This window comes from Desulfitobacterium sp. (assembly GCF_982384815.1).
This window is the reverse complement of sequence record NZ_CEVWNY010000080.1, coordinates 1-13,963: the sequence shown is the minus strand read 5'-3', so window position 1 is coordinate 13,963 and position 13,963 is coordinate 1. Positions and strand designations below refer to the sequence as shown.

Here is a 13,963-nt window from a genome sequence, read left to right as displayed (position 1 = left end):
AAGTGAAAGCCAGCGTCTTTAGGCGCTGGCCGGTAACAGAGGCTTATAGCCTCAGAGCAAACCACCCGTTTGACGGGTGGTGATGATTTGAATAAGGCATCCAGGGCACCGGTCGATAACTTGTGCACTCACCGCTCGGCTCCGCCGGCGTAAGATTATGAATATAGAGATCAGTCTTTGCACACTTTTTGGTCCTTTTATAATAGCATTGACGACAGATTTCCACACGATAATTAAGAATCATTTTTTTCTCCTTGTTCCCTAAAGTGTTCATATACAGCTTCAGCAGCGGAGGAAGGGAGACCGGATTTTTGGAGTTCCTCAATAGTGGCTTGACGAATATTATCAATAGATTTAAAATGCCGAAGCAGCTGCTGTCTACGCTTAGGTCCGATACCCGTGATGCCATCAAGCTCCGAGAGGGTCATACTAATTGCACGCTGTTGACGATGGAAGGTGATGGCGAAACGATGGACTTCATTTTGGATTCGTTCCAGCAAACGGAAGCCGGCGGAGCGGCGTTCGAAGTAGTGAATAAAGCCTTTTTCATCAATCAAGGCGGAGGTTTGGTGCCGATCATTTTTGACCATACCGGCAACAGTCAAGGGGATTTTCAACCCCCGCAGTGCTTCTTTAGCTGCACTAATCTGACCTTTTCCCCCGTCTACCAAGATTAGGTCTGGAAAGGGGAGGTTCTCTTCCTTAAGTCGAGCATAGCGGCGCTCAATAACCTGATACATAGAAGCGGTATCATCCATGTTCGGCATGGGATGAATTTTAAATTTACGATATTGGCCGCGATTGGGTTTTCCGTCGACAAATTGAATCATTCCGGCTACGCTATGAGTTCCGGCGATGTTGGAAATATCAAAGGACTCAATGACTCTGGGGGAAAGAATGTTCAAGATTTGTCCAATTTCCTCCAGGGCTTGAGCGCCTTCTTCGAGGTCCCGAATTTCAATGGTTATCTGTTCATGTAAGGTAGTCTTGGCATTTTCCATAGCCATTTCAACAAGATCGCGTTTTTGACCTTTTTGCGGTACGGTCATGGGAAAGAGCTTAGCCAGGATACTGATATCAAGGGGAGGCAATAGAATTTCTTGGGGAAGAGTCGGGCTTTCCGTATAAAACTGAGCCAAAAAAGAGATAAAAGCTTCTTCCGGCTCTTCGTAATAGGGGAAGATAAAACTGTCTCGGGAAAGTAGTTTCCCCTGACGCAGATAAAAGATCTGAATACAGAGTTGATCCCGGGTGTGAGCATAACCTACCACATCTCGATCCACAAAATCGTTCAGGGTAATGTTCTGTTTCTCGCCAACCTTTTTTAGATCCTCGATTAAGTCCCGATACTCTTTTGCGCGTTCAAACTCTAAGTTTTCCGAGGCCTGCATCATTTTATTCTCGAGGGCCTTAAGAATAGCACCTTGGTCTCCCTTAAGAAAATTGGCTGCCTCCTTGCGAATCTTCGCGTAGGACTGAGCCGGGATATCATCAACACAAGGTCCTAGGCATTGACCAAGATGGTAATAAAGACAGGGTTTACCAGGGATGGTGCGGCATTTACGAAAAGGGAAAACCCGGTTGAGCAGGCGGGCAGCTTCCTTGGCGGCAGTGGCATTGGGGTAGGGACCGTAATATTTGCCCATTCCTTTTTTCACTTGCCGAGTGACCAAGATTCGAGGGTGAACCTCATCGGTAATTGTAATAAAAGGGTAAGTCTTATCATCCCGCAATAGAATATTGTATTTTGGATTATGCTTCTTGATTAGATTGCACTCTAAAAGCAAGGCTTCCACTTCGGAATCCGTAATTATAGTTTCAAAGTCAGCGATTTGACTAATCATAAGCTGGGTTTTTCCGTTATGGGAGCCGGTAAAATAGGAACGGACCCGGTTTTTAAGAATCTTGGCTTTGCCCACATAGATGATTTGCTTGTCGGTGTCTCTCATTAAATAAACACCAGGTTTATCCGGTAACAAACTAAGTTTTTCCCGAAGTATCTCCATTTTGTACACCTCGGTATTATTCTAGACGTTGATTAGAAGTTATGCAAGTAACATATCGGGCCTCCTTCTTTCGTATAATTATTTGTAAAGTAATTCTTAGCATCGGCTGGTCAGGTTTTTGGATTAGAATTGAAGGAGGGGATTGAATGCCAAATTCTTGGGGGCGGCCTCCGCAAAATCAGATCTGGCAAGATATTCAGGCTTTAGCTTTTTGGGTATTGCTTATTGGGGTAGGTGCATTTATTCTATTTCCTAATTTCTTTAGTGATGTTTATGCTCGGCTTACCGACCCCGCCGCTCAGTCAGTTGATACATCCTCAAGTGCTTACGATGCGAATAAAAGTGTCAATGATTCTTCTAACTCCTATACTACCGGTAACTATTCCGATACCTTATCAGACTATCTCTATCCAAATAGCAGCATTAATAATCCACTGAATTCCTCCATTAATTTAGGTAATGAGGTTTCCGCAGGGTATTGGGTGCTTTTTGTTGCCGAAGGGGATTTCAAACAACTTTCGGTAACCACTGAAGCTTATACCTTCTTACTGCGTTTAATCGAAAAGGATCAGACGGGCGAAGGGAAAAACACCTTGATCTTGGCGGCCAACGGTCAAATTCGGAAATTTCAAGTTACGGAAGAAATTTATCAGATTGTTACCAATATGGCGGCTATCGATAAGCGGGCCAAGTCAGGTTAAGGAAAAATTAACTATAGAGGAGTTTAGCCCCGGCAGCGAAGAGTGCTAAGCCCAGTAGTTGCCAAGGATTCCAACCCAAGCGTTCTGCTCCGAAAAGTCCCAGATGATCGATAATTAGGGCGGCACCTACTTGACCGATGATAATGGCAGTGGTGGCATTGCAGACGCCGATTTTCGGAATGCTTATAGCGACTAAGCCCACAATCACCACACTGAGTACACCACCGAGATAAAGATACCAAGGTATGGAAAGCCAATTGTGCTCCATCAGGGGAACTCGGGCAACGAAGACAGCAATAAGTGCGATAATTGTACCGATAATATGGACCGCCAAAGTGGCTGCTAAAATTGATGTTTTTTGATAAAGCTGAGAATTTAGGGTTCCTTGAATTGCCATAGTAATACCGGAAATTGCGGCTATGACCGCCGGTAAAGCTAAAAATTTATACATGAAAGCCTCCTATTTAAATATTGATGAAAATGGACAAGTTCTCCAAGTTCGACAAGAAGTAGTTCGTATTTGATATTTAACTGAAGGGGAAAATGAAGTTGTAAGAAGAAAATTTGAAAAGAGGTGGCGTCGTGGAAATCGATTACAACTTAGTGCAACGGGCCCAGATGCTACTAACCTTAGATCATCCTCTCACCCAAGTAAGGGATATTTTGCTGCGGGAAGGTTATCCTCAAGACCAGGTTACCGAGCTGATTGATGCCACAGAAGAGGTACTCAATTACTTAATTCCCCCTGAGTACGATGAAAATAAAATCGGCATTGATATTTTACGTCCCGGTGAAAAATCTGAAGGGAGAAAGCCCGGTGTTGATATTCTAATCGATAAACATACAGGAAGATTAAGTTTAGTTACACCCCAATACCAGGAAACTTGGAAAGTGGCTAACGAGGTTCGCAAGGCAATCAAAAAGCAAAGAACAATAGGTCGTTTTTACCACTAAAAATCAAGGGCGGGCGCAAGCTGCGCCTTTTTTGTTGGTTGACTCTTGATACCTATTCTTTTCTGGAAACACAAAAATTATGTTATAATTTTTTGTAAAAGACTTATCCACTGGTAACGGGGGCATCCGCACCGCGATGCTTCTTTATTTTGCGGAGGTAAAAGAGGGTTATGACAAATACGAAACCGGGGATTTTTTATGCTTTTCCCGCATTTAGTCATGCAGCTTTTCGTTGGTTTTGGGGCGGACAGGTTATCTCTTTAATTGGAACCTGGACTCAAAATATTGGGCAAGCTTGGTTAGTGTTGCAGCTTACAAATTCACCTTTTTTGCTTGGCTTGGTTTCGGCGATGCAGTTTCTGCCAACGATGTTATTTTCTTTGCAAGCGGGAGCCTGGATTGATCGCCTAGCAAAAAGAAAAGTACTTATCGTGACCCAAAGTGTATTTATGGTTTTGGCTTTTGCTCTGGCTTTTTTAGTCGGTACAGGGAAGATTCAGTATTGGATGCTCGTGACGATGGCTTTTATTTTAGGGCTCGCCAATACGGTGGATGTTCCAACCCGCCAGTCCTTTATTATTGAATTAGTTGGCAAACAGCATCTTGCCAATGCCATAGCCTTAAATTCAGCTGTTTTCAATGCTGCCCGCTTACTGGGTCCGGCTATAGCCGGGATAATCATGGGAATATGGGGGCCCATGTGGTGCTTTTTAATTAATGGTTTTAGTTTTATTGGGGTTTTGGCAATCCTAATCTTTGTCAAAGCAATTCCTCACCATGAGGAACTCCGGCCTAAAAATAAAACCATCGGCAAGGATATCCTTGATGGATTACGCTATATACGCAATACCCCACGAATTCTGGTTATTATGATTATGATGGGTTTTTTAAGCACAATTGCCATGAATTTTAATGTTTTAGTTCCGGTACTGGCCAAGCTGGACCTGCATGCGGAAGCTTTAGGCTATGGTCTTTTAATGAGCTGTCTGGGATTCGGCTCTTTGATCGGGGCTTTGACGGTAGCCATTCGCAGTGCCGAGGGTCCCCAACCACGTTTGCTTCTATTGGGAGCCTTTGGGCTTGGAATTTTTAATATTATTGTTGGGTTGCAAAGAACCTATTTATTTAGTGCTATCTTTTTAGCCTTTTTAGGTTGGTCGATGATAATTTTCTCCGCCTCTGCCAATTCTTTAATCCAATTAGCTGTGGATAGTAATTATCGCGGCAGAGTGATGAGTGTTTATAATCTTGTCTTCGGCGGCATGATTCCGGTGGGGAGTCTGTATTCCGGCACTTTATCCGATCTTTGGGGAGCGCAGGTGACCTTTGTAATCAGTGGCATGCTTAGCTTGGTTTTTATGATTGCAGTGACTTTATTGCTGAAGCGTTATCGAAAGGATGATAATTATGAAAATAGCAGTACTGTCTGATACTCATTTGCGGGAGGGTCAGTCATTACCGGCTTGGGTTTGGGAACGGTGTGAGAATGCAGATTGTATCATCCACGCCGGCGATGTGATTAACTCTACCCTTCTTTTAGATCTCCAACAGCTTGCTCCTCTTGAGGTCGTTCAAGGGAATTGCGATGGTTGGGAACTGGCCGGTCTACCGGAAAAGAAAGTCATCCGCTGTGAGGAAATAAGGATTGGTATTACTCACGGGGCATATGGCAAAGGCCGTACCACTCCGGAGAGGGCTTTCAATATCTTCGCTAAGGATACGGTGGATATGATAATATTTGGCCACAGCCATATACCTTACTTTGAAAAGCAAGAAGGAATTCTGATGTTTAATCCGGGCTCCCCTACAGATAAGAGAAGGCAGCCTAAATTTTCGATGGGGATTATCGATATTAATGGTAAAGATATAAATGCACGACATGTTTTCTATTAGTCGGCGTATGGTCCCTATGGACCTAGCCGCCTTTTGACCCCCGCCGATAGAGGCGAGAGGTTTACTACGGGTCAGCTAGGTGATAAGTGACATGCAGGAGGATTGGAGGTGGAATTTTGCAGTTACAGGGTTTAGGGTCAATCAATCTGCCTTTAAAGGATATCGGAGTTCAACCGGGGCAAAAATTTTTGATCGAAGTAATTAATAGAGATCCCGGCGGAAAAGCCCAAATCCGGATTGGGGGACAAGTCATACCCGCCCTGCTTGAGATCCCTGTCCAAGCCGGCGAGAAGTTTTGGGCGGGAGTACAAAAGGTGGATGCCAGCGGAATCCTCCTAGTTCGGGATAAGGACGCAAATCAGGTTAAAGGTACCCTTTTAGATCCCCAAAGGGTGGAGCGTTTATACATAGAGTTTGGGGCAATTCGGAATAATACTTTAGGGCATTTACTAAAACAAGTACTAGACAGTTTATCTAACGAAGGCAAGAGTGCGCCGGTCGTAAGTGACGGAAAGGGAGCTCCGGTCGTAAGTGACGGAAAGGGAGCTCCGGTCGCAAGTGACGGAAAGGGAACACCGGTCCCTAGTGATGGAAAGGGTGTACCGGTCGCAAGTGACGGAAAGGGAGCGCCGGTCGTAAGTGACGGAAAGAGTGCGCCGGTCGTAAGTGACGGAAAGAGTGCTCCAGTCGTAAGTGACAGTAAGGGAGCTTCGGTCGTAAGCGATGGAAAGGGAGCCCCGGTAGTAAGTGATGGAAAGGGAGCTTCGGTCGTAAGCGATGGTAAGGGTGCGCTGATCGTAAGTGATGGAAAGGGAGCTTCGGTCGTAAGCGATGGTAAGGGTGCGCTGATCGTAAGTGACGGAAAGGGAGCTCCAGTCGTGAGTGACAGTAAGGGAGCTCCAGTCGTGAGTGACAGTAAGGGAGCTTCGGTCGTAAGCGATGGTAAGGGTGCCCCGGTCGTAAGTGATGGTAAGGGAGCCCCGGTCGTAAGTGACGGTAAGGGTGCGCCGGTCGTAAGTGATGGTAAGGGTGCGCCGGTCGTAAGTGACGGAAAGGGAGCCCCAGTCGTGAGTGACGGTAAGGGTGTGCCGGTCCCTAGTGATGGAAAGGGAACACCTGTCCTGAGCGACCCCAAAAATACCTTGCAGGTGAAAGAGGGAACAGGTGTACAAATCAGTACAGATAAAAATATATCAAGTAGCAAGGGTGGCAGTAATATTACCCCTGATGAGATGCCAAACCTTACCGGAAAAGAAATGATCGCTTCTTTTGTCCATAATAATATTCCTCAGTGGTCCGAGCTTAGCAAAGATGGTTTCTTGCAGCTTTTATTCTTACTAAGGGGGCTGGGTTTAGACTACGAGCGGCGCTTGAGAAACCTGGATACCATGGAAAATCAAGATCTAAAAGATTTGCAAGCAGAGCTCAAAAGGAGCCTAAAGGGAATATTGCTCTCTTTGTTAGCCGGGGATGAACCTACCAAAGATGAAAAGCCCCTCATTGCAGGCCTTCTGGAGCGCTTAACAGGACAACAAATCCTGCTGCAAGGGGGGAACCCGGAAACCCCCTTTTATCTTTTGGAATTTCCCCTTCAAGCGGATGGGGAAATTTATACCCAGACCTTGGCTATTAAGGCCTCGCGAAAAGGTAAAAAGTTAGATCACAATCATTGTCGCGTAGCTCTTCACGCGGATACACCTACCTTGGGAGAATTAGGGCTGGAAGGATGGTTATACGAGGGCAAGCTTACTTTAAGGGTTTTTAGCGATGATCCGGATTTACTGCAACCTTTGATTGAGGCTAATTTTGCGCAAACCAGTGAGCTTTTTAAACAAATGGGAATTATTCTTAATCCTATCGGAGTAGCTCCCCTTAAGACAGCAGAAGAGTTTCAGCGATTTATGCAAGGGGAATTCCGTGAAGGGGTGAATTATCAAGTATGAGGGAAAAGGCTGCTGCACTTGCTTATGATCAAAGTGGTGCCCCGAAAGTAGTTGCCAAAGGCTCCGGAGAGACCGCCCGAAAAATAATCGAACACGCCCTTGAATATGGGATACCAATTCAAAAAGACGAGGTTCTCGTGGAGGCATTGATGCGGGTCGATTATGGAGAAGAAATTCCACCCCAGCTTTACCAAATTGTGGCTGAGCTTTTGGCTTTTGTTTATCGCCTTGATCGCCTAGCAAGAAAAACTTCTGCACAAGAGAGGGAAAAATTAAAGGGCACCTAAACAGAAAAATACTGTTTTAGGCACCCTCGATTACTTTAAAGGTTATAATCTTTTAGGCATCCACTTGCCGTAATTTAAGATTTAATTGCCTTTTAGCCAACACCGCGGCAACTTGTTCGTTATCCCCGAGTTGAACACCATTAAGTCGCCACTCCCGGAAAGTTTGCCAGAACTGCTGCTCGGAAATACGTCGAGTGTATCGCTCGGATTCATCATCATAGGGCCAAAAAACGTCAACCCAAAGGGTTCCGCGGTTGGTAAGAAAGAGAATAAAATGATTGAGTTCCGGGCTCGGAGACTCGGTATTTTTCATGAGGATATGGGATCGACCACTTGGGAAGTCTGTTTTTAAGTAAACTAACTTCATCTAAATCCTCCTTTGGTCATAGTTAGAGTGATTCAACACTTTTAAGTATAGCACTTTAGAAGTTAAAAAACATAACCGTAAAGAATATTCTTTTTGTTTTGGCTAATCTAAATTCAAAATATATTATGTTTGGAACGAGGAAAAGTGAATCATGAATTTGTTTCTGCATGGAAGTTTAAGGGTTGGGACAGAATAAAAGCGATAAAAGCTTTTTGTCAGGGAGGTACCGCGATGCTTACAATTGTTCATACTTTTGATTCACCCGATCGGGATCGGCTGCTATCAGATATTCGCAGTGGCTTGGGGACTCTCGATGGGATCAGTGGTTTTCAATACGCAAGTCTTAATGCGCAAACCAATACTAATGAAATTATGGTTATGACCAAATGGGACGATATTAAAGCTTATGAAAACTGGGCATCAACGGTAGGGGAGAATAAGGCCTTCAAACAATCCACACCTCAAATGTTTGACATGATAGATGAATACTGAGTAGAAAAACCGCTGTGCTAGAAGAGGAGAAACCGCATAGTTCTCCTTTTCTAGCATATTCATTTTGCTAAATGCCAACTCTTTTTATCGATTATAACCCCTGCATTTTCATCAGAATAGATTATTGGGATAATAGAAAATTATTGAAAGATTTAAAATATTGAGAGATTTTTGCTTATGAATTGTGTATAATATGGATAGTACTATACATAAAAGTTGGGGGTGTTAAGGTTGAGGTTAGCCTTAGTTGTAAATCCGGTGAAGGAATGTCAAAGTTGCGCACAGCGCGATGAACGAGAAGTTTCGGCTCATATTCTTGCCTACCAGATTGCTCACCAGTTGCTTTTAAGTATACCGGGCCAAATTCAAGTGGATGGGAATCGTCTGATTCTTAATCTTGAGGCACATGACCCCCTCCACTTTGATTTGCGCTCGGGTTCACTGCATACCAAGAATCTCAATATTCAGCTTGAACAACGCTATCAGACGCAAAAGCGCCTTGAGGAATTAGTTAGTCAGATCAAGGATGAGATCCGGATTACTCCTCAGAATCCTGATTATCAAATTGATCCTCTAACGACTTTGCTTGTTAAATTAATTGAGATTTACCACGCACGTTGCGGATTGCATATTTCCTCTGTGCAGACTCAAGGAGACAAGACAATCTGGGAAATCAAGCTTCATGAAGATGGACCTAGCGGCTGGATTCAAAGTGACGGAGTTATGCGAAACCGCTTTGGTGAAGAAATGAGCTTGACGGATTGGTCCCATTTGCGTCCGGAGAAATTAGCTATGTATGTATTCGGTTTCAATCAGTTCTGTCGTCACTATCCCAGCCCTGTAAAATAAATATCGTCCAATAATGCCCTAAAAACAAACAAGAAGCATTTTAAGGTGCCTCTTGTTTGTTTTTATATTTTTTTAGCATTTCCATAAACTGCGCAAAGGCCGGTTCAAGGTTAGGGTTTTCGATTCCTTGCAGAATTATTGTTTGATTGAGAATAACTCGACCGGGGTGATCGCCAATCACTTCAATTTGGATTGAAGTGATTTCCAGATTTGTGGACCTATCATCAATCATAAGCTCAAAGGATTTTGCTTCAGGAAAAGCTGCCTCAAGTAATACCGTATCAGCAGCTTTGCTTAGCAGTTCTTTTCCCATCTGAGATTCTTCGAGCAAGCCTTTAGGCTCGTCTGAAAGTACTTCCTGAATTGCTTCCTTCCCTTTAGATTTGCTTGGGTTTATTAGGTCGGTGGGAGCCAAAAGGAGGGCAAGCTCCGGGCTATCTTTTTCAAGTTCTTGGTCGACTTCATTAAATACGATAGCATCACGCTCCGGCAAATCCGATATAGTATGGAGGTCTCCTAAGACAAAAGAAGCTTCAAGAAGGAGTTGCTGCATTACTGCGTAGTTCGAGTTCCAGGCTAGACTAATTGGTGTTTTTTGAATGTTATTTCTTTCTGATATAGTAATAAAGGAATAAACGCCATCCTTCGTTAGAAAAGGTCTCTCAGCACAACCGCTAAGCAAGAAAAGTAAGGCAGTAATACAGAACCATGAAGTGAGTCGGTGAAGCTTATGCAATTTTTTGACCTTCCTCCCTAGAAACTAGTAGTAACACTTACAAGCATATTAATTCGTCTTTGACCGGATAATTCCTTCTTTCAGCTATTCATTGATTCGGCTAAGGAATCTGTGTACAATAGCTTCTGAAAGGGGCTAATTATGATTAAAGAGAAATTAGCGGTATTAGATGTCGAAACTACGGGTTTGGACATTTACGGGGATGAAATAATTGAATTTGCCGCCTTGATTATTGAGGATGGGCAAGAGGTAAAATCTTTTAGTTGTTTAGTTGCTCCCCAAAAACCGGTATCGGAGAGGGTATTGCGTCTTACGGGTATTACCAGGGATGAATTAAAACTGGCTAATTCACTAGATCATTACCGTCATGAGATATTAGAGCTTTTAGAGGATGCGGTTATTGTCGGACATAATTTGGATTTTGATTTAGGTTTTCTAGAGCATTCCTTAAATATACATTTTTGCAATAGACAATGGGATACTTTGGAAATAGCAAGGATTTTTTTCCCCGTTGGCCACAAGTATAAATTAGCGGATCTTGTTAAGAGTCTTGGACTGCGAAGCTTGGCTAATGCCCATCGGGCATTGCCTGATGCCGAGTCTGCCTGGCACCTGCTCAAGGCTTGTTGGGAAAAAGGGTTAGGCTTAGACCTAGGATTTTATCAAAAAGCGATCCCGCTGGCAAGAACTAGTAAAGCGGCGGATTTCCTTAAGGAATTAGAGAGAACAATTAAGAAAAAGTTTCCAGAGAGACTTATCAGTACGGATATTCTACTCTGCGATCAAGAACTGGGGCTTTTTGAACCCCACAGGGAGGAAGAAATCCCCGGGGAAGTAGAGTGGGTCGCAGGTTGTTTTGCTCCTGAAGGTATTTTCGAAAATAAGCTTGAAGGCTATGAGAGCAGAACAGGGCAGCTCGAAATGGCGAAAGCAGTTGCCAAAGCTTTATCGACCTCAGCTCATTTGGTTACAGAGGCAGGTACAGGTACAGGGAAGTCCTTTGCTTATTTAGTGCCCGGCCTATGGTGGGCTCGTAAGACAGAGAAAAAAGTCATTGTGGCTACACATACAATTCCTTTACAAGAACAGCTCTACAAAAAGGATTTGCCAATCCTTGCTCAGGTCTTACCTTTTTCTTTTCGAGGTGCTTTATTAAAGGGAAAGGGTAATTATCTATGTTTAAAAAGGTGGCTAAATATCCAGGGCATTCATCAAGAATTTGATCTCAGTGAGCGACTGGCACTTCTCAGCCTAATGATTTGGCTTCGGGAGACAAAAACCGGCGATTGGCATGAAGTATCGCAAATTCCAAGCTTGGGAAGACTATGGGGAAATCTCAATGCTGAAGAGGAGAGTTGCATTCCGGGAAAATGCCCTCAGGCCAAACGTTGTTTTATGCTTCAAGCCCGTAAGCGTGCTGAAGAAGCGGACTTAATTATTGTTAATCATTCACTGCTCTTTTCGGATATTAAGACGGGAAAGAAGATCTTACCGGAATATCATCAATTAGTGATTGATGAAGCACACCATCTTCACCAATCGGCATTGGAACAGTTAGGTGAGGAAGTAAGCCTTGAACAGATTTCTCAGGTTATGAATTTACTCAGCCGTCCCCTGACAGGCAGTTTATACGGTAACATAAAGGCGAGAGCCCAATGGTGGGAGCGACTCTTGCCGGAGCCTGTATGGAATAGTATGGATGGATACTTAGAAAAGCTGCGGTCGGCCTGTGAAGAGTTTTTCCGGCAGGCTGAGGAAGTATTCTTAAGCTTTGATCAGATTCTAGGTAATGAGCTTTCTTTCCGCTTCACTACGGACTGTTTCCAAAAATCTTGGTGGGAGACTTTAACAATTCAAATAGAAAACCTGCAGGGACGTCTACGGGCGATCATGGACATCCTTAAGGCCATGATAAAACTGCTTGAGCCCCAAGATGATGAAGATTCCGCGGCTCTCGCCTATGAAATTTCCGGACGGTTCAGAAGCCTGGAAGAAATTCGTGATTGCTTCACCCTTGCTTTGCAGGTGGATAGTGCCACGCGGGTGTGTTGGTTAGAACGAAACAATCGCCTGTTACTAAAGACGTCACCGGTGGATGTCAGTAATATACTTAAGGAGAAGCTTTTTGATCCATTGGACTCGGCAATTTTGACATCGGCCACCATGAGCATCTCCGGATCTTTTCGGCACTATTTGAAAGAGGTCGGATTAGCTGAAGATACCACAACAATGATTGTGGAATCGCCCTTTGATTATGACCGACAGATGCGGCTTTTGGTAGTTAAGGATTTAATCAATGTCGAACAAAGTTTGTTCAATGGGGAGGATGTAGCTCAATTTATTGCTGAAGTTGTTGAACGCATGCAAGGGAGAACTCTTGTCTTATTTACCTCTCATAGTTTTTTACGAGAGATTCACCTCCCTTTGAGCAGGCATTTGAGCGGATCGGGAATTGAAATATTAGCTCAAGGAATCGATGGAGGACGGCAAGGGATTTTGGAGGCCTTCCTTAACAATTCTAAGAGTGTCCTGTTGGGAGCTAATAGCTTTTGGGAAGGAATCGATATTCCCGGGGAGAAATTGTCCTGCGTCATCCTCATAAAACTGCCTTTTGGTCCCCCCAATCGGCCTTTAATCGCTGCGAAGTCTGAATATCTGGAGGCTCAAGGAAAAAATTCCTTCTATGAATACCTTTTGCCGGAAGCTGTACTGCGCTTTAAACAAGGTTTCGGCCGACTAATTCGCTCCAAGTCTGATCGGGGTTTAGTTATTTTATGCGATGGCAGGGTCATTGGTAAACGCTACGGTAGGATATTCTTAAACTCCTTGCCGGTCAAAACCCATATACGTACAAGTCGGTCGCAGATTCTCGACAAGATCGACATTTGGTTTGACGAGGAATGCCAAAAGGAATTGCTTTTATAATCCGGTAAAAGATGATAAACTAGGCATAATCAAAACCCCCAAGTAAATATGCGTTGAAGTTTTTTCAAAGCATTATTCAGGGTTTTTTATAATTTTGGAGAGTGAAGTTTTATGAATGGTAAACCGATTAAGGTTGATATGATTCCGAGTATTTTTACTTTAGGCAATTTGTTTTTTGGCTTTTTGGCGATTCTTTGGACTATCAGTGGTGATTATCAAGTGGCATCGGGGCTAATTATACTTTCTGTTCTGATGGACAGTATGGATGGTAAAGTTGCCCGTAAGCTGTCTGTAAGCTCTGATTTTGGTAGGGAGCTTGACTCCTTATGCGATGTAGTTTCTTTTGGTGTTGCCCCAGCCGTATTGACCTATAAAGTTATTCTCGAAGGGTATTTAGGGTTTTGGGGAATACTCCTAGCCGCTGCCTTTGCCCTCTGCGGTGCCGTACGCCTGGCCCGTTTCAACGTTTTGAACATTTCCACCCACTTTGTGGGAGTGCCAATTACCTTTGCCGGGGGGTTAATGGCATTATTTGTGCTTTTTTATAAAAGTCTCCCTTGGTTAATTTTCCCGGCTGCGATGGCTATACTTTCTTTTTTAATGGTTTCAACTTTCAAAGTGCCAAAGTTAGGAAAGTAGGCAACTTATATAAGCCGGATAAATCCGCGGGTACAGAGATTACTATCACTGTATCCGTTTTTTAGTTATCTTCTCACTCATTCTAGTCCCCTTGCATATAGTATGGCACGGAAACACTCGCATGGAGGGAAGAACATGGATAATCAACAAGTTAATTGGGCCAATGTGGGG

The 13,963-nt window shown here is 43.8% G+C and carries 14 protein-coding genes; 10 read left to right on the top strand and 4 right to left on the bottom strand.

The genetic code is table 11. The features are described from left to right. Window positions 1-233: 233 nt before the first annotated feature. The gene (uvrC, locus tag AC1U9U_RS11640) at window positions 234-2,006 is read right to left on the bottom strand and encodes an excinuclease ABC subunit UvrC (RefSeq protein WP_479960732.1); all 1,773 of its coding nucleotides are present in this window, start codon (window positions 2,004-2,006) and stop codon (window positions 234-236) included. Window positions 2,007-2,152: 146 nt separating this feature from the next. On the opposite strand from uvrC, the gene AC1U9U_RS11635 reads away from it, so the two are divergent. After that, complete coding sequence (locus AC1U9U_RS11635) at window positions 2,153-2,707, top strand: hypothetical protein (protein WP_479960731.1); 555 nt, start codon at window positions 2,153-2,155, stop codon at window positions 2,705-2,707. Between the two features lie 7 nt (window positions 2,708-2,714). Here the strand turns inward: AC1U9U_RS11635 and AC1U9U_RS11630 are convergent, their stop codons facing one another. Continuing rightward, window positions 2,715-3,158 carry a DMT family transporter gene (locus AC1U9U_RS11630; protein WP_479960730.1) on the bottom strand — a complete coding sequence of 148 codons (444 nt, stop codon included), beginning with the start codon at window positions 3,156-3,158 and terminating at the stop codon, window positions 2,715-2,717. 131 nt (window positions 3,159-3,289) lie between these two features. On the opposite strand from AC1U9U_RS11630, the gene AC1U9U_RS11625 reads away from it, so the two are divergent. From AC1U9U_RS11625 to AC1U9U_RS11605, 5 genes are all read left to right on the top strand, one after another. Continuing rightward, window positions 3,290-3,661 (top strand): hypothetical protein, encoded by a 372-nt coding sequence (locus AC1U9U_RS11625; RefSeq protein WP_479960729.1) that lies wholly within the window; start codon window positions 3,290-3,292, stop codon window positions 3,659-3,661. Window positions 3,662-3,831: 170 nt separating this feature from the next. Beyond that, window positions 3,832-5,091 (top strand): MFS transporter, encoded by a 1,260-nt coding sequence (locus tag AC1U9U_RS11620; RefSeq protein ID WP_479960728.1) that lies wholly within the window; start codon window positions 3,832-3,834, stop codon window positions 5,089-5,091. Beyond that, window positions 5,069-5,554, top strand: a complete 486-nt coding sequence (locus AC1U9U_RS11615; RefSeq protein WP_479960727.1) for a metallophosphoesterase family protein — start codon at window positions 5,069-5,071, stop codon at window positions 5,552-5,554. The genes AC1U9U_RS11620 and AC1U9U_RS11615 overlap by 23 nt, the downstream gene beginning before the upstream one ends. Window positions 5,555-5,670: 116 nt before the next feature. Then, window positions 5,671-7,497 carry a YdhT family protein gene (locus AC1U9U_RS11610; RefSeq protein WP_479960726.1) on the top strand — a complete coding sequence of 609 codons (1,827 nt, stop codon included), beginning with the start codon at window positions 5,671-5,673 and terminating at the stop codon, window positions 7,495-7,497. Further along, window positions 7,494-7,784 carry an EscU/YscU/HrcU family type III secretion system export apparatus switch protein gene (locus tag AC1U9U_RS11605; protein WP_479960725.1) on the top strand — a complete coding sequence of 97 codons (291 nt, stop codon included), beginning with the start codon at window positions 7,494-7,496 and terminating at the stop codon, window positions 7,782-7,784. Before AC1U9U_RS11610 ends, AC1U9U_RS11605 begins: the two co-directional genes overlap by 4 nt. A 52-nt stretch (window positions 7,785-7,836) precedes the next feature. Here AC1U9U_RS11605 and AC1U9U_RS11600 read toward each other — a convergent pair whose 3' ends face one another. Then, entirely contained in the window at window positions 7,837-8,151 is a 315-nt protein-coding gene (locus AC1U9U_RS11600; protein ID WP_479960724.1) for a hypothetical protein, read from the bottom strand. 231 nt (window positions 8,152-8,382) lie between these two features. On the opposite strand from AC1U9U_RS11600, the gene AC1U9U_RS11595 reads away from it, so the two are divergent. Together AC1U9U_RS11595 and AC1U9U_RS11590 are read left to right on the top strand one after the other, a co-directional pair. Continuing rightward, on the top strand, window positions 8,383-8,643 hold the full coding sequence (locus tag AC1U9U_RS11595) for an antibiotic biosynthesis monooxygenase (RefSeq protein ID WP_479960723.1): 261 nt from the start codon (window positions 8,383-8,385) through the stop codon (window positions 8,641-8,643). A 222-nt stretch (window positions 8,644-8,865) separates the two neighbouring features. Next, window positions 8,866-9,492, top strand: coding sequence for a hypothetical protein (locus tag AC1U9U_RS11590; RefSeq protein ID WP_479960722.1), 627 nt, complete (start codon window positions 8,866-8,868; stop codon window positions 9,490-9,492). Window positions 9,493-9,532: 40 nt separating this feature from the next. On the opposite strand, the gene AC1U9U_RS11585 is transcribed toward AC1U9U_RS11590, so the two are convergent. Then, the gene (locus AC1U9U_RS11585) at window positions 9,533-10,228 is read right to left on the bottom strand and encodes a hypothetical protein (protein WP_479960721.1); all 696 of its coding nucleotides are present in this window, start codon (window positions 10,226-10,228) and stop codon (window positions 9,533-9,535) included. Window positions 10,229-10,369: 141 nt separating this feature from the next. Between AC1U9U_RS11585 and AC1U9U_RS11580 the strand changes: the two genes are divergently transcribed. Together AC1U9U_RS11580 and pssA are read left to right on the top strand one after the other, a co-directional pair. Then, entirely contained in the window at window positions 10,370-13,153 is a 2,784-nt protein-coding gene (locus tag AC1U9U_RS11580) for a helicase C-terminal domain-containing protein (protein WP_479960720.1), read from the top strand. 111 nt (window positions 13,154-13,264) lie between these two features. Further along, on the top strand, window positions 13,265-13,792 hold the full coding sequence (pssA, locus tag AC1U9U_RS11575) for a CDP-diacylglycerol--serine O-phosphatidyltransferase (protein WP_479960719.1): 528 nt from the start codon (window positions 13,265-13,267) through the stop codon (window positions 13,790-13,792). Window positions 13,793-13,963: the final 171 nt, after the last annotated feature.